The following is a 20,270-nucleotide window of genomic DNA, read 5'->3' as shown; positions in this document are numbered from 1 at the left end:
CGGCCGGGTGGGGCCGGACCGGCTGCGTCAGTCCGTCAGGTTGACCGCGCGGGCCGAGGTGGCGCCGATCTCGTCGGCGATGTCGCTGAGCACGCCGGCCGGGATGGTGGAGTCCACGGTGAGGGCGACCAGCGCCTCGCCGCCGACCGCCGCGCGGGCGACCTGCATGCCGGCGATGTTCACGCCGACCTCGCCGAGGATGCGGCCGATGGTGCCGACCACGCCCGGGCGGTCGGTGTAGCGCAGGAACGCCATGTGGTCGGCGAGCGCCAGGTCCACGTCCTCGTCCCCGACCGCGACGATCTTCTGCTGGTGCTTGGGGCCGGCCAGGGTGCCGGAGACCGAGACCTCGCTGCCGTCGGCCAGGGTGCCGCGGACGGTGACGAGGTTGCGGTGGTTGGGCGACTCCGAGCTGGTGGTCAGCCGGACCTCGACGCCGCGCTCCTGGGCGAACAGCGGCGCGTTGACGTAGGACACCGTCTCGGCCACCACGTCCTCGAACACGCCCTTGAGCGCGCTGAGTTCGAGCACCTTCACATCGTGCTGGGTGATCTCGCCGCAGACCTCGACGTCCAGCCGGGCGGCGACCTCGCCGGCCAGCGCGGTGAAGATCCGGCCCAGCTTCTCGGCCAGCGGCAGGCCGGGCTTGACGTCCTCGGCGATGACGCCGCCCTGGACGTTGACCGCGTCCGGCACCAGCTCGCCGGCCAGCGCCAGCCGGACCGACTTGGCGACGGCGATGCCGGCCTTCTCCTGGGCCTCGTCGGTGGAGGCGCCCAGGTGCGGGGTGGCCACCACGTTGTCGAACTGGAAGAGCGGCGAGTCGGTGCAGGGCTCCTTGGCGTACACGTCCAGGCCCGCGCCGGCGACCCGGCCCTCCTTGAGGGCGGCGGCCAGCGCCTCCTCGTCGACGATCCCGCCGCGGGCGGCGTTGACGATCCGCACCGAGGGCTTGACCCTGCGCAGCGCCTCGTCGCCGATCAGGCCGACCGTCTCGGGCGTCTTGGGCAGGTGGACGGTGATGAAGTCGGAGACCTCCAGCAGCTCGTCCAGGGTGAGCAGCTTGACGCCGATCTGGGCGGCGCGGGCGGGCTGCACGTAGGGGTCGTAGGCGACGACCTTCATCCCGAAGGCGGCCATCCGCTGGCTGACCAGGACGCCGATACGGCCCAGGCCCACCACGCCGAGGGTCTTCTCGCTCAGCTCGACGCCGGTGTACTTGTTCCGCTTCCACTCGCCGGCCTTCAGCGCCGCGCTGGCGGGGGCGATGTTGCGGGCGCTGGCGATGAGCAGGCCGCAGGCCAGCTCGGCGGCGGTGACGATGTTGGAGGTGGGCGCGTTGACCACCATGACGCCGGCCTTCGTGGCGGCGGCGACGTCCACGTTGTCCAGGCCGACGCCGGCCCGGGCGACCACGCGGAGCTTGTTCGCGGCGGCGACGGCCTCGGCGTCCACCTTGGTGGCGCTGCGGATCAGGATGGCGTCGACGTCGGTGATCGCGGAGAGCAGCTCGGCGCGGTCCGCGCCGTTGCAGTGCCGGATCTCGAAGTCCGGGCCGAGGGCGTCCACCGTGGCGGGCGAGAGCTCTTCTGCGATGAGTACGACAGGCTTCTGGCTCACGTGGTCCTCACTAGTCCAGGGGGCGGCCGGTCCCGTGCGGCCGCCCCGGGGAGGGCGGGATGGGCGGGATGGGCTTGCCGCGTGGGAGACGCACGACGCTGTGAGCCTGACGCGCTTGTTAAGGGAGTGTATCGACGCGGTGGTCGGGCGCCATTGCCGAAATGGCAGGATCACCCGGAAGGGTTGCGTCGCTTCGTACAAAGCCGCAGGCAGCTCCGCCGGGCCGGAGAGCTCCGGCCCGGCGGTGTCGCGCCTGGCGCCCCGGTCCGCGCTCGGCGTCGTGTACGAGCGGGCGGGCCCGGGGCTGGCGGCTTGTGGCCGCGGTGTACGGCGGGCGGCCCCTCACGGGGCCGTCGGGATCAGGCCTCTTCGTCCACCCAGCTCATCAGCTTGCGCAGCTTGCGGCCGGTGGTCTCCAGCAGGTGGCTCTCGTCGGCCTTCTTGTACTCGTTGTACTTCGGCAGGCCGGCGTTGTACTCGGCGATCCAGTTGTTGGCGAAGGTGCCGTCCTGGATCTCGGCGAGGATCTTCTTCATCTCGGCCTTGGTGCCGTCGTTGATGATCCGCGGGCCGGAGACGTAGTCGCCCCACTCGGCGGTCTCGGAGACCGACCAGCGCATCTTCTCCAGGCCGCCCTCGTACATGAGGTCGACGATCAGCTTCAGCTCGTGCAGGCACTCGAAGTAGGCGATCTCCGGCTGGTAGCCAGCCTCCACCAGGGTCTCGAAGCCGGCCTTGACCAGCGCCGAGGTGCCGCCGCAGAGCACGGCCTGCTCGCCGAAGAGGTCGGTCTCGGTCTCCTCGGTGAAGGTCGTCTTGATGACGCCGGCACGGGTGCCGCCGATGCCCTTGGCGTAGGACAGGGCCAGCGCGAAGGCGTTGCCGGTGGCGTCCTGCTCGACAGCCGCGATGCACGGAACGCCGCGGCCCTCCTCGTACTGGCGGCGGACCAGGTGGCCCGGGCCCTTCGGGGCGACCATGCAGACGTCGACGCCGGCCGGGGGCTTGACGAAGCCGTAGCGGATGTTCAGGCCGTGGCCGAAGAACAGGGCGTCGCCGTCCTTGAGGTTGTCCTTGATGGACTCCTCGTAGACGCGGCCCTGGATCGGGTCCGGCACCAGGATCATGATGACGTCGGCCTCGGCGGCGGCCTCGGCGACGGTCACCACGCGCAGGCCCTGCTCCTCGGCCTGGGCCTTGGACTTGGAGCCCTCGTGCAGGCCGACGCGCACGTCGACGCCCGAGTCGCGCAGCGACAGCGCGTGGGCGTGCCCCTGGCTGCCGTATCCGATGACCGCGACCTTGCGGCCCTGGATGATGGACAGGTCGGCGTCGTCCTCGTAGAACAGCTCGGCCACTTGGGGTCTCTCCTTGGAATTTCGTCGGTACCGCCCCACCGTACGTCCGGCGGGGGGCAGGGGGTTTTCGGGTCTCGCTATGCGGATCGGTCGAGGGCGCGCAGCGAGCGGTCGGTGATGGAGCGGGCGCCGCGTCCGATGGCGATGGTGCCGGACTGCACCAGCTCCTTGATGCCGAAGGGCTCCAGCATCCGCAGCATGGCGGCCAGTTTCTCGGCGACGCCGGTGGCCTCGACGGTGACGGCCTCCGGGGAGACGTCCACGGTCTTGGCGCGGAAGAGCTGGACGATCTCCAGGATCTGCGAGCGGGTCTCGTTGTCGGCCCGCACCTTCACCAGCACCAGCTCCCGGGCGACGGCGGCGGCCGGGTCCAGCTCGACGATCTTCAGCACGTTGACGAGCTTGTTGAGCTGCTTGGTCACCTGTTCCAGCGGCAGCTGGTCGGCGACGTTGACCACGATGGTGATCCGGGAGATCTCGGGGTGCTCGGTGGTGCCGACGGCGAGCGAGTCGATGTTGAAGCCGCGCCGGGAGAACAGGGCGGTGATCCGGGCCAGGACACCGGGCTTGTTCTCCACCAGCACGGACAGCGTGTGCTTGGTCATGGGGGTTCCTTCACTTCCTGCGGCGGCCTCTGGGGGCCGGCGTACGGCGCTGGTGCGGGTCCCGGTGCGGGTCAGTCGTCCTCGCCGTCGCCGAAGTCCGGGCGGACGTCGCGGGCGGCCATGATCTCGTCGTTGGAGGTGCCGGCGGCCACCATCGGCCAGACCATGGCGTCCTCGTGGACGATGAAGTCCACGACCACGGGCCGGTCGTTGATGGAGTTGGCCTTGGCGATGACCGCGTCGAGCTCGTCCGCGGTCTCGCAGCGCAGTCCGACGCAGCCCATGGCGTCGGCCAGCTTCACGAAGTCCGGCACCCGGGTGCCGCGGTTGGGCAGCGAGCCGACGCCCTGGGTGGAGCCCTGGGTGGTGCCGGGGACGCTGCCGGCGCCGTCGTGCAGCACCGTGTTGGAGAAGCGCTCGCCGTAGAAGAGGTTCTGCCACTGGCGGACCATGCCGAGGGCGCCGTTGTTGATGATGGCGACCTTGATCGGGATGTTGTTCAGGGCGCAGGTGACCAGTTCCTGGTTGGTCATCTGGAAGCAGCCGTCGCCGTCGATCGCCCAGACGGTGGCCTCGGGGCGGCCGGCCTTGGCGCCCATCGCGGCGGGCACCGCGTAGCCCATGGTGCCGGCGCCGCCGGAGTTGAACCAGGTCGAGGGCTTCTCGTACTTGATGAACTGGGCGGCCCACATCTGGTGCTGGCCGACACCCGCGGCGAACAGGGTTCCCTCGGGGGCCAGCTGGCCGATGCGTTCGATGACCTGCTGGGGGGCGAGGCGGCCGTCCTCGGGGACGTCGTAGCCCAGCGGGTAGGTGTTCCGCCAGAAGCTCAGCTGGCGCCACCAGTCGGTGTAGTCGCCCTTGCGGCCGGCGTCGTGGTCGGCCTGGACGGCGACGATCAGGTCGGCCAGCACCTCGCGGGCGTCGCCGACGATCGGGACGTCGACGGCGCGGTTCTTGCCGATCTCGGCGGGGTCGATGTCGGCGTGCACGATCTTGGCGTAGGGCGCGAAGGTGTCCAGCCGGCCGGTGACGCGGTCGTCGAACCGGGCGCCGAGGGCGACGATCAGGTCGGCCTTCTGGAGCGCGGTGACGGCCGAGACGTCGCCGTGCATGCCGGGCATGCCGACGTGCTGCGGGTGGCTGTCGGGGAACGCGCCCAGCGCCATCAGCGTGGTGGTGACGGGGGCTCCGGTCAGCTCGGCCAGGATGCGCAGCTCCGCGGTGGCCTGCGCCTTGAGGACGCCGCCGCCGACGTAGAGGACGGGGCGCCGCGCCTCGTTGACCAGCCGGGCGGCCTCGCGGATCTGCTTGGCGTGCGGCTTGGTGACGGGGCGGTAGCCGGGCAGGTCCTGCTGCGGCGGCCAGGAGAACGTGGTCTGCTTCTGCAGGGCGTCCTTGGCGATGTCGACCAGGACCGGCCCGGGACGGCCGGTGGCGGCGATGTGGAACGCCTCGGCGATGGTGCGCGGGATGTCGTCCGGGTCGATGACCAGGAAGTTGTGCTTGGTGACCGGCATGGTGATGCCGCAGATGTCCGCCTCCTGGAAGGCGTCGGTGCCGATCACGTTGGAGGAGACCTGTCCGGTGATCGCGACGATCGGCACGGAGTCCATGTGCGCGTCGGCGATCGGGGTGACCAGGTTGGTGGCGCCGGGACCGGAGGTGGCCATGCACACGCCCACCTTGCCGGTGGCCTGCGCGTAGCCGGTGGCGGCGTGGCCGGCGCCCTGCTCGTGGCGGACCAGCACGTGGCGGACCTTGGTGGAGTCCATCAGCGGGTCGTAGGCCGGCAGGATCGTGCCACCGGGGATACCGAACACGGTGTCGGCGCCTACGGCCTCAAGCGAGCGGATGAGCGCCTGGGCGCCGGTGACGCGCTCGGCGGGGCGGCGGCGGCCGCGCTGCGGGTCCGCGGCTGCGGGTGGTGGGTCCCGGTGGCCTGCTCGGTCATCTGCGTTCTCTTCTCTCGAAGATGAGGGTCTTCTGGGGGCCGGACAACAAAAAACCCCTCGTGCCGTAAGGCAAGCGAGGGGAGCGCGCCGGTGGGTGCGAGGCGTTGGGGCCCCGGTCAGCCGACGCGCTTTCCAAGTACGAGGAGGGTGCGCATGGCCCCGACCTTGCTCCCGCTCCCCGGGGGGTGTCAAGCCGGTGGGATGGCCGTCTCAGCATTCGAACGCCTGGGGAGGGGTGGCAGGCCGCTCGACGGCACCGGGTCGCGGGACGCGCGCGGGTCGTCGTGCCGCACGCCGGCGGGCGCGTCGCGCGGTTCCCGGTGCGGGTCCCGGTGCGGCGGGACGTACGGGGTGCCGTTCGGGTCCCGGGTGCCGCCGTTCGGGTCCGTTTGCGGTTCGCCGGGCACCGCCGGCTCCCGCCGGGGGTCGGGGGGGACGGGGTAGCCGCCGCGGTTCAGACAGCGGCGCAGCGGGGCCTCCTCCAGCGGTCCGGCGAAGGCGGCGCCCACACCCTGGAGGCACCCCATGGCGCGCATGGCCTGGACCTGCTCCGGACGGTCGACGCCCTCGGCGACGGTGCCGATGCCGAGATCCGCGGCGATGCCGAGCAGCCCGCGGGTGATCTTGTGCTGCCGGGTGGACTCGACCACGCCGTCGGTGAAGGCGCGGTCGAGCTTGATCACGTCGACCGGGAGGGTGCGCAGGGCGCCCAGGGCGCCGTATCCGGCGTCGAAGCCGGCGAGCGCCACCCGCACGCCGAGCCGGCGCAGGCCGGCCAGCCGCTGCTCCAGCTCCTCCGGGGCGACCCGCGGGTCACCGCCGGCCACCTCCACCACCAGGCCGCCGGGAGGCAGCCCGTGCCGGGCCAGCAGGTGCTCGATGCCGCGGGAGGGCAGGTCGCGGTGGAGCAGCCGACGGGCGGACAGCCGTACCGTGACGGGGAGCCGGTGGCCCGCGCCGTACCGCTGCGCGGCCTGCTCGACCGCGCTCTCCAGCAGCCAGCGCCCCACGTCTAAGCCGCGCTCGCCGTCCGGTTCGGCGCGCAGGAACTCGGCGGGGGTGAAGAGTATGCCCTGGGCGGAGCGCCAGCGGGGCCGGGCCTCCAGGCCGGTGATGCGGCCGCCGGACAGCTCCACGACGGGCTGGTGCAGGAGGGTGAACTCCCCCTCGTCCAGCGCCTTCCTGACCCGGCCGGCCAGCTCGGTGCGGCGCGCGGTGTCGGCCTGGAGCTGCGGGGAGTACAGCTCGATGCGGCCCTTGCCGGACTGCTTGGCCCGGTACATCGCCATGTCGGCGTGGCGCATCACCTCGCCGGGGGTCGCGCCGGGTTCGGCGAAGGCCACGCCGACGCTGGCGCCGACGCGGACCTCGACGCCGTCCACCCGGTAGGGCTCGGAGAGGATGGCGCGCAGGCGGTCGGCGATGTCCAGGACGCGCTCCTCGTGGGCCGTCCGGGGGGCTCCGGTGCTCCGGGGCCCGGCGGCGGCCGAGGCGCCCGCGAAGCCGCCCCCGGGCCCGCCGACGCCGTCCGCGGTGGTCCTGGGGTGCGGGATGGGGACGGTGTCCGGGCCGGTGACCAGGGCGGCGAACTCGTCGCCGCCGAGCCGGGCGGCGGTGTCCCCGGCCCGCAGCGCCTCGCGCAGCCGCCGGGCGGCCTGTACCAGCAGGTCGTCCCCTGCCTGGTGGCCGACGGTGTCGTTGACCTCCTTGAAGCCGTCGAGGTCGACGTAGAGCACGGCGGCGGTGCGGTCCCCGGCCCGGCGGCCGCCGACCGCCCGGCCGAGCCGCTCCAGGAAGAGCGCGCGGTTGGGCAGGTCGGTGAGCGGGTCGTGCGAGGCGTTGTGCTGCAACTGGGCCTGGAGGCGGACGCGTTCGGTGATGTCGCGGCTGTTGAAGATCAGCCCGCCCTGGTAGCGGGTGACGCTGGACTCGACGTTGAGCCAGTCGCAGCCCGCGCCGGGCCGCTCCTGGCCCGGCGCCCCTTCGGCGGCGGCGAGCGGGCCCTGCGGGCCGGGACAGGGGCCGGAGCCCGGCCGGGGCCGGGCGGCGGGACGGGCGGGGCCGGAGCGGATGCGGCACTCGATCCGGGTGGCGGGCTGCTCCTCCGGCTGCGCGGCGAGGAAGCGCCGGACCTCGTGGAGCACCCGGCCCAGGTCGTCGGGGTGGATGTGGGCGGCCAGTTCGGTGCCGACCATCTCCTCGGGGTCCCGGCCGTAGACGCCCTGCGCGGCGGGGCTGACGTAGCGCAGCACACCGGTGGGCGCGGCGATCATGATGACGTCGCTGGAGCCCTGCACGAGGGAGCGGAAGTGGTTCTCCTTGTGGGCCAGCTCCTGGGTGAGGGAGATGTTGTCGAGCAGCATGATGCCCTGCCGGACCACCAGGGCGAGCACCACCGTGCAGGCGGTGACCAGCACCACCCGGTCCACCTTGCGGCCGGTGGTGACGTCGTAGAGGACGCCGAGGGTGCACACCGCGGCGGCCAGGTAGGGCGTCAGGGCGGTGAGGGAGGTGGCGACCCGGGGGGCGGCGGCGCCCGCGCGGCGCGGCGCGTGGGGCCGGGAGCCGACCCAGGGGGCGTAGGCGAGCAGCAGGCTGCCGGCGAACCATCCGGCGTCGAGCACCTGGCCCGAGCGGTAGTGCGCCCGCAGCAGCGGGGAGGTGAACAGCGCGTCGCACAGCACGGTGAGCGCCAGCGCGGCCAGCGCGGTGTTGACCGCCGCCCGGTTCACGCCGGAGCGCCGGAAGTGCAGCGCGAGCACCATGCTGACCAGGACGATGTCCAGCAGCGGGTAGGCGAGGGACATGGCCATCCGCGCGGTGCTGGGGCCGTCGAAGGTGGCGGTGCGGGCGAGGGCCAGCGTCCAGGACAGGGTGAGCAGCGAGCCGCCGATCAGCCAGGTGTCCAGCGCGAGGCAGACCCATCCGGCCCGGGTGACCGGCCGCTTGGCCAGTACCAGCAGCCCGGTGATCGCCGGCGGGGCGAAGAGCAGGAAGCAGAAGTCCGCGGCGGAGGTCCGCGGTACGGTCTCGCGCAGGACCACCTCGTACCAGCCCCAGATGCCGTTGCCCAGCGCGCTCATGGCGGAGGAGAACGCGAACAGCAGCCAGGCCGGCCGGTGCGGGCCGGCCGCTCGCCGCGCGTAGAGCAGCGACGAGACGGAGGCCGCCGCCGCCCCGGCCGCGAGCCCGAAGTCGCCCATCACCAGGGCCGTTTCGGTGTCGCCCCAGCCGAGCGCCGCGCCCACGGTGTAGCCGCCGCAGACGAGGGCCAGCAGCAGTTGGGGCAGCAGCCCGCCCCGCTCGCCCGCGGTCTCCTCCGGTGCGGCGAGCACCGCCGCGCCGGTGCTCACGGCTCGCTCCTGCGGGCCGTGGCGCGCCGGGCGCGCGCGCTTCCGCGCCATGCCCCCCACCATGTGCCACGCCGGTCCCGCATCGCCAGTCGCCCCCCTCACTGGGTCGTCGTTCGCACGCCGTGTCCGTGGTCGTTCGGTCACAACGTGCCCCCGTATGCCGACGATACACCAGATTGGTCACTCTGGGACAGGTTGTTTCTACACTGTGTAATCATCAGGGGACGGGCGGCCACTGGCCGCAGTCGGCGGCCGGCCGGCGGCGGGTTGACGACCGGTCGACGGTCCGTCCGCCGTCCGGTTGACGGTCCGTCCGCCGTCCGGTCGAGGGTCCGTCCGCCGCCTGTGGACGGTCCGTACGCCCGGCCTCCGGCGGGCCGGGGGGCGGGGGTTCCGCCGCCCTCGGGCCCGTTCCGGCGGGGCCGGCGGGGCGCCGCGGCCGAGCCGCCGGTACGTACGGCCGGCCGGGGTTCCCCGGACGATCCGTGCCCCCGGCGGGCGCCGCCGTAAACGTGCTGGAGCGGCACCGGTCCCGCTGGTTAGGGTCGCGGGATGAGCACTCGTACCTTCCGCGTCACCGTCCGCGGGGTCTTCGACGGACTCCGGCCCGAGCAGCGGGCCGAGCTTCTCGCACATGCCGCGGACCACGACGTCCTGTCCGCGGCCTTCACCGCCGAGGGGCACCTCAGCTACGACCTGGCGGCGCGCTCCGCCTTCACCTTCCGCTTCCAGGAATCGGGGGAAGAGGAGGAGGACATCCTGGCCGCGAGCGAGCGCGCCGAGGACGCGGCGCGGGCCTGGCTGGCCGAACGCGGCTACGGCTACAAGAACCTCCGGAGCAGCGCCGAGGACCTCTCCCAGGCGCCGCTGGGCAAGCGGCAGCGCCGCGAGGCGGCCCGGAAGGACTCCTGAGCGGGCCCCTGCGCCGGCGGCAGGCTCCGGCCGGCGGTCCGGTCGGTGCCTGTCGCCGGAGGCCGCTCAGGTGGCGGAGGCCGGCTCAGGTGACGGAGACCACGTTGGCCAGTTGCTCCCCGGCGGCGAAACGGCCCAGCTGGGCGGCGAGCAGCCGCCGGGCGCGAGGCAGGAACGCGGAGGTGCTGCCGCCCACGTGCGGGCTGATCAGCACACCGGGCGCGTGCCACAACGGGTGCCCCGCGGGCAGCGGTTCGGGGTCGGTGACGTCCAACGCGGCGGTCAGTCGCCCGGATTCGGTCTCGGCCAGGAGCGCCTTGGTGTCGACGACCGGTCCGCGGGCCATGTTCACCAGCAGCGCGCCGTCCTTCATCCGCCCCAGGAAGGCGGCGTCGGCCAGCCCGGCGGTCTGCCCGGTGAGCGGGGTGGTGAGCACGACGACGTCGGCGGCGGGCAGCAGCGCGGGCAGGTCGGCCAGCGCGTGCACCGGGCCGCGCGGGGCCTGCCGGGCGGCGCGCGCGACCCGGTCGACCTCGACCTCGAAGGGGACGAGGCGGTCCTCGATGGCGGCGCCGATCGAGCCGTAGCCGACGATGAGCACCCGGCGGTCGGCGAGCGCCGGGTAGAAGCCGGAGTACCACTTCTCCCGCTCCTGGCCGCGCACGAAGCGGGGGACGCCGCGCAGCGAGGCCAGGATCAGGGTGAGGGCGAGCTCCGCGGTGCTCGCCTCGTGCACCCCGCGGGCGTTGCAGAGCTGGACGCCGGGCGCCATCCGGGCCACGTGTCCGGCGACGTTGTCGGTGCCGGCGGTGAGCGTCTGCACGACCCGCACCGCGGCCATCGCCGCCAGCGGGCGGACCAGCGTCTCCTGGCGCTTCATGTAGGGCACGACGTAGAAGGCGGCCTCGGCGGGGTCGGCGGGGAAGTCGTCCTCGCCGTCCCAGAAGACGTACTCCAGGGAGTCGGGCAGCGCGCCGGCCTCCTCGGGCGGCAGCGGCAGCCACACCACCGGCCTGCGGGCGCCGGTCACGGCGGAGGCGGCGGAAACGGCGGAGGCGGCGGGTCGCTCGGCACGGTGGGCGGGGGGAGCGCTGTCGGCACGGCGGGCGGCTGGATCGGTCATGGTCAGGAGGCTACGGCCTGTCCGGTCCCCTCCGGTGGGGGCCGTGGCGTGTGACAGAGTGGGCCCGCGCAAGGAGGTTGTGTTCGGGTGGAGGGCAGGACGCTCGGGGCCGCGGCGCTCGCGGTGGGTGCGGTGGGGCTGGGGTGCATGCCGATGAACTGGGCGTACAGCGCGTCCCGGCGGGACGGCGAGGAGTCGCTGCGGACCGTGCACACCGCTCTCGACCACGGGGTCACGCTGCTGGACACGGCTGACATGTACGGCCCCTTCACCAACGAGCTGCTGCTCGGCCGGGTACTGCGGGAGCGCCGGAGCGAGGCGTTCGTGGCCACCAAGTGCGGGCTGCTGGTGGGCGAGCAGCACCTGGTGGCCAACGGCCGCCCGGCGTACGTGCGCAGGGCCTGTGACTCGTCCCTGCGGCGCCTCCAGACCGACTCCATCGACCTCTACCAGCTGCACCGGGCCGACCCCGAGGTGCCGGTGGAGGAGACCTGGGGGGCGATGGCGGAGCTCGTCGCGGCCGGGAAGGTGCGGGCCCTGGGCCTGTGCGCGGTCGGCGCGGGCGGCCCGGCTGGGCGGGCGGCACGGCCCGCGGGTCGGGCCGGGGCCGCCGCAGGGGCCGCCCCTACGCCGAGGTGCTGGACCAACTGGCCCGGGTGCAGCAGGTGTTCCCGGTGGCGAGCGTGCAGGCCGAGCTGTCGGTGTGGGCGCGGGAGGCGCTGGCCGAGCTGCTGCCGTGGTGCGCGGCCCGGGGTGTCGGCTTCCTGGCCGCCCTGCCGCTGGGCAGCGGCTTCCTGACGGGCACGCTCACGCCGGGGCAGGGCTTCGAGCGGGACGACCCGCGGGCGATGCACCCGCGCTTCACCGCGGAGATGATGGCCGCGAACCAACCCGTGGTGGCCGGCCTGCGCCGGGTCGCCGCCCGGCACGGCGCCACCCCCGCGCAGACCGCCCTGGCCTGGGTGCTCGCACAGGGCCCGTCCGTCGTTCCCGTGCCGGGCGCCAAGACGGCCCGCTGGGCAGCGGAGAACGCCGCGGCGGCACGGCTGCGGCTGACCCCCGCCGACCTCGCCGAGATCGACGCGCTGCCCCCCGCGCGCGGCTCCTGGGACTGACGGCCGGGCAGGATCGGAAGCGGCCAAAACGGCGGAAGCAGCCGCGGCGGGGGACGGCGGTCGCCGGGCGGCCGGGCCCGCTCCCCCGGCCGCGTGGCCCGCCGCCCTCCACCGCCCCGCCCGCGGGCCCGCCCTCGCCCGCTTCCGATCCCGGCGCGCTCGCGCGGGACGTCCGGCCAGGCACCCGTCCCCGGCCCTCGTGAGCTGTCAGTGCTCGACCGCCCTCAGCCCCTGCCGAAGTGCACCGCCGGAAAGGCGCCCGCGGCTCTGAGGGTTCCGCTGAGGCCGCCGGCCAGCTCGGTGAGGCGCGCGGTGGCCGCCGGGCCGAGGTGGTCGTACGGGGCGGCGTCGAGACGGTCGGTGAGCGCCTCGGCCTCACCGCGCAGGGCCGCCCCCTCCGCCGTGAGGTCCCCCGCCTCGTCCAGGAGGCCGCGCTCGCGCAACCCGTCCCGGGCCGCGGCCCACTGCCGCGCGGACCACCCGCGGGTCCGCATGAACAGCGCCGACGTCGGCGCCCTGCCGGTGGCGTTGTGCAGGACCAGCGCCTCGACGCCGGACAGGCCGGCGATCGCCAGGGCGGCGAGGTGGCCGTCGCCGCGGTGCTCGCGCAGCAGCGTCGCCGCGTGCCACAGGGCCAGGTGCGGCTCCTCGGGCACGGGCAGGTCGGCGTTCGCGGCGTACAGCGGCCGCGCCTCCCGGCGGCACGCCTCGGTGGCGCGCAGCGCGAGCCGGGCCGTCTCGGCCATCTCCTCCGACGCGATGGCCTCCGCCCCGAGCAGCCGCCGCAGCGTCGCGTCGGCGCCGCGCAGCCGGGCCGCGAGCACCGCCTCCGGCGCGGCGACGGTCCACGCGGCGGGGATGTGGCGCCGCACGTGCTCGGGGTTGAAGTTGTAGAACGTCGCCGTGACGGTGCCCGCGCCCACGGCCCCGAGCGGGGCGGCGCGGCCCGCGAAGTAGGCCATGGCTCCGCGCTCCAGCCCGAGGGCCGCGAGTTCGTCCTCCGGCTCCGGCGCGAAGTACACGGCCGCGTGCAGGGGGCTGACGGCGTTGTGGCAGCGGCGGCCCGTACCCGCCTCGGACGTCGTCATGCCGTGGCCCCTGTCTCGGTGTCGGCGGCGATGGCGGCGGTGGCGGTGATCGGGTGCGGTGGCCGAGCGGGGCGGGCGGGGCGGTCCGGTGCCATCAGACGTCCTTCGCGGACTCGTGGTGGATGGGGTCGGTCAGTCCGGCGGCGGTCTGGGTGAGGTGCTGGGCCAGCACCTCGGCCGCGGTGCCGGCGTCGCGGGCGAGCGCCGCCTCCTCCAGCCGGCGGTGTTCGGCGGCCCCGTCCCGGTCGGGGTTGCGGTGCGCGGACCAGCGGCGGGCCAGCTCGCTCGCGGTCCACAGCCGGTCGAACGCCTCCAGCAGGACGGGGTTGCCGCACCCGTCCAGGAGGGTGCGGTGGAAGTCCCGGTGGGCTTCGGACCACGCGGCGCTGTAGTACTCCCCCTCCTCCGGCAGGTACGCCGGGGTGCGGGCCAGCCGGTGGTGGGCGGCTCGGACACGGGCCTCCCAGTCGACGTCGCCGCGCTCGACGGACATCCGCAGGACGACCGGCTCGATGGCCCGGCGGGCCTCGGCCACCTCCTGCCAGCGGCGGTCGGAGAAGGCCGGGACGGCGAAGCCGCGGTTGGGCAGCCGGTCGGCGAGCCCGTCGCCCACCAGCCGCACGAGCGCCTCGCGCACCACGGCCAGGCTCACGCCCTGCTCCTTCGCGAGGTCCTGCGGTTTGAGAGCGTCGCTCGGGGCGTGGTCCCCGCGCATGATCGCGTCCCGCAGGCGTACGTAGACCTGCTCGGAGAGCATCTGCTTCCCCGGCGGTGCCGGGGTGTGGGTCGTCTCGTTCATGACTTAAGAATAGACGATGAAACGAATAATCGATTATGCTCGCCGCGATCGATTCGCGAGGTGGTTCGATCAGGGCGGCAGCCGCGGCACCCTTCGGCCCTCCGCCACCCCTCCCCTCCACCTCGCAGCACGGCCTGAAAGGAACGACCCGATGAGCGCCAACGACCCCTTCGCCCGCCTTCCCGAGGCGTCCTCCTTCACCGTCACCAGCACCACCGTCGGCGACGGGGATGCCTGGCCGCCCGAGCAGTTCTCCGGCGTCTTCGGCGTCCCCGGCGGGAAGGACCGCTCACCGCAGCTGTCCTGGAGCGGCGCCCCGGAGGGCACCAGGAGCTACGCCGTCACCGTCTACGACCCCGACGCGCCCACCGGCTCCGGGTTCTGGCACTGGGCGGTCGCCGACATCCCCGCCGCCGTCACCGAACTGCCCGAGGGCGCGGGCGACGACACCGGCTCCGGCCTGCCCGAGGGCGCTTTCCAACTGCCCAACGACGCCCGCGCGGCCCGCTTCATCGGCGCGGCCCCGCCGGCCGGGCACGGCCCGCACCGCTACTTCACCGTGGTGCACGCCCTCGGCGTCGAGTCCGTCGGCGTCCCGGCCGACGCCACCCCGGCCGCCCTCGGCTTCGCCATGGCCGGCCACATCCTCGGCCGCGCGGTCCTGATCACGTCCGCCGAGACCGCCGCCTGACGCACCGCGGCGGGGCGGACCTCCACCGGCCTGGTCCCCGCCGGGCCGACCGACGCCAGGCCGGCCGGCGCCGGACCGATCCCCGCCAGCCTGCGGCCCGCCCGGCCGGTCCCACCCCGGCGACGGTTCCCGACCGTGATCGCGGTCGGGAGCCGTCGCCACCGCGCCGTGCGCTCGTTTGATCCCGAACGCGCGCGCCGTGCCGTCCCCGTGTGGTGTGCTTGGCTGCGAAGCGGAGCAGGCCACAGGCGCGGGAGCTGACGGTGAGGACACGAGGCGGGACCGGGCGGACGGCCCGGGCGGGCGGCCGGGGCGTGCCGAGCGGCGCGGCGCGGCCGACGGAAGCGGCGGCGGAAGCCGGGCGCGGGAGGTCCCGGCGGCGCGGCCCCGCGCTGTGCGCCACCGCCCTGGCGGCCGTGCTGCTGGCGGCCGGCTGCTCCTCCGGCGGCCCGGCCGAGGACAACCCGCTCGCCCACCACCCGTCGACGGGCGCCGCCTCCGCCCGTTCCTCGGCGCCCGGGCACAGCGCGCCCTCGGCGAGCGCGACGCCCTCCGCCTCGCCGTCCGCCGCACCCGCGAAGGGCAGCGCCAAGGTCGTCGGCACCGTCGCCACGGGCCTGTCCGCACCCTGGGGGCTGGTCCAACTCCCCGACGGCGGGCTGCTGGTGGCCGAACGGGACTCCGGCACCATCGTCAGGGTCGACCCCAACACCCACAGCGTCACCACGATCGGCCTGGTGCCGGGCGTGACCCACACCAAGGGCGGCGAGAACGGCCTGCTCGGACTGGCGCTGTCGCCGGACTTCGGCGCCGACCACCTGGTGTACGCCTACTTCTCCACCGACTCCGACAACCGCGTCGCGAGCATGCTCTACGACCCGTCGCGGCCGGCGGGCGAGCAGCTGGGCGCCCCCGACACGATCCTGCGCGGCATCCCCACCGGCACCCTGCACAACGGCGGCCGGATCGCCTTCGGCCCGGACGGCGACCTGTACGCGGGCACCGGCGAGACCGGGCAGCGCGCGCTGGCCCAGGACAAGGCGTCGCTGGGCGGCAAGATCCTGCGCATGACGCCCGACGGCCGGCCGCCGTCGGACAACCCCATCCCCGGCTCGCTCGTCTACTCGACCGGCCACCGCAACGTCCAGGGCCTGGCCTGGGACTCCGCGGGGCGGCTGTGGGCGTCGGAGTTCGGCCAGGACACCTGGGACGAGCTGAACCTGATCGTGCCCGGCGGCAACTACGGCTGGCCGGACGTCGAGGGCATCGCCCACCACCCCGGGTTCATCGACCCGGTGGTGCAGTGGCACACCGACGAGGCATCCCCCAGCGGTATCGCCTACGCGGCCGGGTGCATCTGGATGGCGTCCCTGAAGGGCGAGCGGCTGTGGCGGATCCCGCTGGCGGGCACCAGGGCCGCGGCGGCGCCCCAGGCGTTCCTCACCGGAAAGTACGGGCGGCTGCGCACGGTGGTGGCGACCGACGACCACACCCTGCTGCTGACCACCAGCAACACCGACGACCGCGGCACCCCGCACTCCGGCGACGACCGCGTCCTGAAGCTCACCGTCAGCTGACGGGCCGGCCGTCCACCCCGCCCTCAGCGGACGGGCCCGGACCTGGCCTCGGACCCGGACGGCGCCGGCCGGCCGCCTGTACGGCGCTACCCGCCTCGTTGAGCCTCCTCACCAGGACTCCGGCCTCCAGGATGCCCAGCCCCGAAGCGTGCGAGCGCAGTGCGCGGACCGCGGCGACCATGTCCCCCGCGTCGACGCCGGCCCCCGCGAGGATGCGCTGAGCCCATTGGACGCGCGGGTCGAGGGATGAGGCGATGATCCTCGCGATCTCGCGGGACGCCCTTTCCAGACCGGGGCGTTCGACCTCGTCCGCCCCCTCGACGAGGTCCTCCACCGCGGCGAGGGCGACGCCGAGGTTGTCGACGACGGCGAACCCGCTCTTGCTCACAACAGTGGTGTCCTTCAGCTCGTACGCGGGTGGCTGCCTGCGCGGCGGGAGCCCGCGGGGGCGGGTCGCGCCCGTCCGCCACGCAACCGGTGCCGGCTCGGCCGAACGGTGCGAGGTCCACCGTACTGTCGTGGCACGGACCCGTGGGAGCAGGTCCCCGTCCCGAGGCAGTGCCCGACGCGCGGCCGGGTACACCGGCTGGCGGTGCCGGCGCCGTCGGCCTGGGAACGCCCGCCGTGCACACGTGTCCGGAAAGACCGGAGGCGGCACCCCCGGGTGGGGGTACCGCCTCCGTTCGCCGTCACGGCCCGGAGAGTCCGGGGCCGCGGGGTGCCGGGCCGTCAGGTCCGCGGCAGGGGCCGTTCGGCACCGCCGTCAGGACGGCCGGACCGTCAGGCCTGGAGCTTCTCCAGGACCAGTTCGCGGACCCGCTTGGCGTCCGCCTGGCCGCGGGTCAGCTTCATGACGGCGCCGATCAGGGCGCCGGCCGCGCCGAGGTTGCCGCCGCGCACCTTGTCGGCGACGGCCGCGTTCTCCGCGATGGCCTGGTCGACGGCCGCGCCCAGGGCGCTGTCGTCGGAGACCACCTTCAGGCCGCGTCCCTCGACCACCGCGTCCGGGTCGCCCTCGCCGGCCAGCACGCCCTCGATCACCTGGCGGGCCAGCTTGTCGTTGAGGTCGCCGGCCGCGACGAGCGCGGCCACCCGGGCCACCTGCTCGGGGGTGATGGGCAGCGAGGACAGCTCCGTGGCGGCCTCGTTGGCGTGCCGGGCCAGCTCGCCCATCCACCACTTGCGGGCCGAGGCGGCGTCCGCCCCGGCGTCGATGGTGGCCACGACGAGGTCGATGGCGCCGGCGTTGAGCGCGGACTGCATCTCGTGGTCCGAGATGCCCCACTCCTTCTTCAGCCGCTCGCGGCGGGCCAGCGGCAGCTCCGGCAGCTCGGCCCGCAGCCGCTCCACCCAGGCGCGGTCCGGCGCGATGGGCACCAGGTCCGGCTCGGGGAAGTAGCGGTAGTCCTCCGCCTCCTCCTTGATCCGGCCGGAGGTGGTGGAGCCGTCCTCCTCGTGGAAGTGGCGGGTCTCCTGCACGATCGTGCCGCCGGAGGAGAGCACCGCGGCGTGCCGCTGGACCTCGAACCGGGCGGCCCGCTCGACGCTGCGCAGCGAGTTGACGTTCTTCGTCTCACTGCGGGTGCCGAACTTCGCGGTGCCGTGCGGGCGCAGCGACAGGTTGACGTCGCAGCGCATCTGGCCCATCTCCATCCGCGCCTCGGAGACGCCCAGGGAGCGGATCAGCTCGCGCAGCTCCGCCACGTAGGCGCGGGCCACCTCCGGAGCGCGGGCGCCGGCGCCCTCGATCGGCTTGGTGACGATCTCGATCAGCGGGATGCCGGCCCGGTTGTAGTCCAGCAGCGAGTGCGAGGCGCCGTGGATACGGCCGGTCGCGCCGCCGATGTGGGTGGACTTGCCGGTGTCCTCCTCCATGTGGGCGCGCTCGATCGCCACCCGGAAGACCTCGCCGTCCTCCAGCTGGACGTCCAGGTAGCCGTTGAAGGCGATCGGCTCGTCGTACTGCGAGGTCTGGAAGTTCTTCGGCATGTCCGGGTAGAAGTAGTTCTTCCGGGCGAACCGGCACCACTCGGCGATCTCGCAGTTCAGCGCGAGGCCGATGCGGATGGCGGACTCCACGCCGATCTCGTTGACCACCGGCAGGGCGCCCGGCAGCCCCAGGCAGGTCGGGCAGACCTGGGTGTTGGGGTCGGCGCCGAGCTCGGTGGAGCAGCCGCAGAACATCTTGGTGCGGGTGCCCAGCTCGACGTGGACCTCCAGGCCCATCACCGGGTCGTAGGACGCCAGGGCGTCCTCGTAGGACAGCAGATCCGTGACGGTCACTTTTCGCTCTACCTCTTTCGTCCGCCCGGTCAGCCGGTCAGGGAGTCGGTCTCGGCCCGGCGCAGCTCGCGGACGAGCAGCACGATGCCGGTGGTCACCACGGCGGCCCGCAGCAGGGCGTCGACCAGCCGCAGCTTGTCGTCCTCGGCGCGGGCGGTACGGACCTTCTTGACGGCGGTGTAGCCGCTGAACAGGGACGTGCCGATGGACAGGTACGTGCCGCCCTTGCCCTTGCCGCCGGACTTGCCGCCGAACCCGCCGCCGGACTCACCGGAACCGGCGGACCTGCCGCCGAAGGTGTCGGTGGACGTGGCGGGGGTCTTCTTGTCGGTGCTCACAGCTGCGGTGCCTCCTCAAGCAGTGGGTGGCCCCACTTCGACACGAAGGCGGCCTCGACGGCTGCGCCGACCCGGTAGAGCCGGTCGTCCTGGAGTGCGGGCGCGATGATCTGCAGTCCTACCGGGAGACCATCCTCCGGGGCCAGGCCGCACGGCAGCGACATCGCCGCGTTGCCGGCGAGGTTGACCGGGATGGTGCACAGGTCGGCCAGGTACATCGCCAGCGGGTCGTCGGCCCGCTCGCCGATCGGGAAGGCGGTGGTCGGCGTGGTGGGCGAGACGATGACGTCGACCTGGCCGAAGGCCCGCTCGAAGTCGCGGGTGATCAGGGTGCGCACCTTCTGCGCCGAGCCGTAGTAGGCGTCGTAGTAGCCGGAGCTGAGCGCGTAGGTGCCCAGGATGATCCGGCGCTTGACCTCGGGCCCGAAGCCGGCCTCGCGGGTGAGGGCGGTGACGTCCTCGGCGGAGCGGGTGCCGTCGTCGCCGACCCGCAGCCCGTAGCGCATGGCGTCGAAGCGGGCCAGGTTGCTGGAGCACTCCGAGGGCGCGATCAGGTAGTACGCGGCCAGGGCGTAGCTGAACGACGGGCAGGACAGCTCGACGACCTCGGCGCCCAGGCTCCGCAGCAGCTCAACGGACTCCTGGAAGCGCTGGACGACGCCGGCCTGGTAGCCCTCGCCGCCGAACTCCTTGATGACGCCGATCCGCAGGCCCTTGACGTCGCCGTTGCGGGCCGCCTCGACGACCGGCGGCACGGGGGCGTCGATGGAGGTGGAGTCCAGCGGGTCGTGCCCGGCGATGGCCTCGTGCAGCAGCGCCGCGTCCAGGACGGTGCGGGCGCACGGCCCGCCCTGGTCCAGGGAGGAGGAGAAGGCGACCATGCCGTAGCGGGAGACGCCGCCGTAGGTGGGCTTGACGCCGACGGTGCCGGTGACGGCGGCCGGCTGGCGGATGGACCCGCCGGTGTCGGTGCCGATGGCCAGCGGCGCCTGGAACGAGGCCAGGGCCGCGGCCGAGCCGCCGCCGGAGCCGCCGGGGATGCGGGTGAGGTCCCACGGGTTGCCGGTGGGGCCGTAGGCGCTGTTCTCGGTGGAGGAGCCCATCGCGAACTCGTCCATGTTGGTCTTGCCCAGGATGACCACGTCGGCGGCCTTGAGCTTCTTGGTGACCGTGGCGTCGTAGGGCGGCAGCCACCCTTCGAGGATCTTCGAGCCGACGGTGGTCGGCACGCCCTCGGTGGTGAAGATGTCCTTCAGCGCCAGCGGCACGCCGGCCAGCGGGCCCAGCCGCTCGCCGGCCGCCCGCTTGGCGTCCACCTCGCGGGCCTTGGCCAGCGCGCCCTCACGGTCCACGTGCAGGTAGGCGTTGACCTTCTCGTCGACGGCCTCGATACGGGCCAGGTGCGCCTCGGCGACCTCGACGGCGGTGAGCTCGCCGGAGGCCACCTTGGCGG

13 protein-coding genes and 3 pseudogenes are annotated in these 20,270 nt (G+C 74.0%); 4 read left to right on the top strand and 12 right to left on the bottom strand.

Annotation, left to right across the window (positions count from 1 at the left end; genetic code table 11):
- Nucleotides 1–27: 27 nt before the first annotated feature.
- The 5 genes and pseudogenes from serA to BS72_RS34675 all read right to left on the bottom strand — a co-directional run bounded on the left by serA (nucleotide 28) and on the right by BS72_RS34675 (nucleotide 8,891).
- Complete coding sequence (serA, locus tag BS72_RS24535; protein ID WP_037913638.1) at nucleotides 28–1,620, bottom strand: phosphoglycerate dehydrogenase; 1,593 nt, start codon at nucleotides 1,618–1,620, stop codon at nucleotides 28–30.
- A gap of 359 nt (nucleotides 1,621–1,979) precedes the next feature.
- Entirely contained in the window at nucleotides 1,980–2,978 is a 999-nt protein-coding gene (gene ilvC, locus BS72_RS24530) for a ketol-acid reductoisomerase (RefSeq protein WP_037913636.1), read from the bottom strand.
- Nucleotides 2,979–3,055: 77 nt separating this feature from the next.
- Nucleotides 3,056–3,583, bottom strand: coding sequence for an acetolactate synthase small subunit (gene ilvN / locus BS72_RS24525; protein WP_037913633.1), 528 nt, complete (start codon nucleotides 3,581–3,583; stop codon nucleotides 3,056–3,058).
- Between the two features lie 71 nt (nucleotides 3,584–3,654).
- Nucleotides 3,655–5,537, bottom strand: a pseudogene (locus tag BS72_RS24520) (acetolactate synthase large subunit).
- Between the two features lie 189 nt (nucleotides 5,538–5,726).
- A complete protein-coding gene (locus BS72_RS34675) occupies nucleotides 5,727–8,891 on the bottom strand; it encodes an EAL domain-containing protein (RefSeq protein WP_037913628.1) in 3,165 nt (1,054 codons plus the stop codon).
- A 552-nt stretch (nucleotides 8,892–9,443) separates the two neighbouring features.
- Here BS72_RS34675 and BS72_RS24510 point away from each other — a divergent pair.
- Nucleotides 9,444–9,803 (top strand): DUF6204 family protein, encoded by a 360-nt coding sequence (locus BS72_RS24510; RefSeq protein WP_037913626.1) that lies wholly within the window; start codon nucleotides 9,444–9,446, stop codon nucleotides 9,801–9,803.
- An 85-nt stretch (nucleotides 9,804–9,888) separates the two neighbouring features.
- Here the strand turns inward: BS72_RS24510 and BS72_RS24505 are convergent, their stop codons facing one another.
- Nucleotides 9,889–10,809: a 2-hydroxyacid dehydrogenase gene (locus tag BS72_RS24505; protein WP_037917486.1), complete on the bottom strand. Its 921-nt coding sequence runs from the start codon at nucleotides 10,807–10,809 to the stop codon at nucleotides 9,889–9,891.
- Nucleotides 10,810–11,013: 204 nt separating this feature from the next.
- Here BS72_RS24505 and BS72_RS24500 point away from each other — a divergent pair.
- A pseudogene (locus BS72_RS24500) lies at nucleotides 11,014–12,041 on the top strand (aldo/keto reductase).
- A gap of 224 nt (nucleotides 12,042–12,265) precedes the next feature.
- Here the strand turns inward: BS72_RS24500 and BS72_RS24495 are convergent.
- Together BS72_RS24495 and BS72_RS24490 are read right to left on the bottom strand one after the other, a co-directional pair.
- The gene (locus tag BS72_RS24495) at nucleotides 12,266–13,129 is read right to left on the bottom strand and encodes an SCO6745 family protein (protein ID WP_037913622.1); all 864 of its coding nucleotides are present in this window, start codon (nucleotides 13,127–13,129) and stop codon (nucleotides 12,266–12,268) included.
- A 94-nt stretch (nucleotides 13,130–13,223) separates the two neighbouring features.
- Complete coding sequence (locus BS72_RS24490; RefSeq protein WP_037913619.1) at nucleotides 13,224–13,928, bottom strand: GntR family transcriptional regulator; 705 nt, start codon at nucleotides 13,926–13,928, stop codon at nucleotides 13,224–13,226.
- Between the two features lie 151 nt (nucleotides 13,929–14,079).
- Here BS72_RS24490 and BS72_RS24485 point away from each other — a divergent pair, with 151 nt between their 5' ends.
- Nucleotides 14,080–14,619 (top strand): YbhB/YbcL family Raf kinase inhibitor-like protein, encoded by a 540-nt coding sequence (locus BS72_RS24485; protein ID WP_037913616.1) that lies wholly within the window; start codon nucleotides 14,080–14,082, stop codon nucleotides 14,617–14,619.
- Between the two features lie 392 nt (nucleotides 14,620–15,011).
- Nucleotides 15,012–16,196 (top strand): PQQ-dependent sugar dehydrogenase, encoded by a 1,185-nt coding sequence (locus tag BS72_RS24480; RefSeq protein ID WP_037917484.1) that lies wholly within the window; start codon nucleotides 15,012–15,014, stop codon nucleotides 16,194–16,196.
- Here BS72_RS24480 and BS72_RS24475 read toward each other — a convergent pair.
- The 4 genes and pseudogenes from BS72_RS24475 to gatA form a co-directional block, all read right to left on the bottom strand.
- Complete coding sequence (locus BS72_RS24475; protein ID WP_037913615.1) at nucleotides 16,189–16,584, bottom strand: hypothetical protein; 396 nt, start codon at nucleotides 16,582–16,584, stop codon at nucleotides 16,189–16,191. The two genes, BS72_RS24480 and BS72_RS24475, sit on opposite strands and share 8 nt — an antisense overlap.
- 392 nt (nucleotides 16,585–16,976) lie before the next feature.
- Nucleotides 16,977–18,479 (bottom strand): Asp-tRNA(Asn)/Glu-tRNA(Gln) amidotransferase subunit GatB, encoded by a 1,503-nt coding sequence (gene gatB / locus BS72_RS24470; protein WP_037913612.1) that lies wholly within the window; start codon nucleotides 18,477–18,479, stop codon nucleotides 16,977–16,979.
- Nucleotides 18,480–18,508: 29 nt separating this feature from the next.
- Nucleotides 18,509–18,817 (bottom strand): hypothetical protein, encoded by a 309-nt coding sequence (locus tag BS72_RS39635; RefSeq protein WP_322942476.1) that lies wholly within the window; start codon nucleotides 18,815–18,817, stop codon nucleotides 18,509–18,511.
- Nucleotides 18,814–20,253 (bottom strand): annotated as a pseudogene (gene gatA, locus BS72_RS34670) (Asp-tRNA(Asn)/Glu-tRNA(Gln) amidotransferase subunit GatA); the annotation flags it as partial. The pseudogene gatA and the gene BS72_RS39635, both read right to left, overlap by 4 nt.
- Nucleotides 20,254–20,270 lie beyond the last annotated feature (17 nt).

It is taken from the genome of Actinacidiphila yeochonensis CN732 (assembly GCF_000745345.1).
Classification (GTDB): domain Bacteria; phylum Actinomycetota; class Actinomycetes; order Streptomycetales; family Streptomycetaceae; genus Actinacidiphila; species Actinacidiphila yeochonensis.
This window is presented reverse-complemented; position numbering and strand designations above follow the sequence as displayed.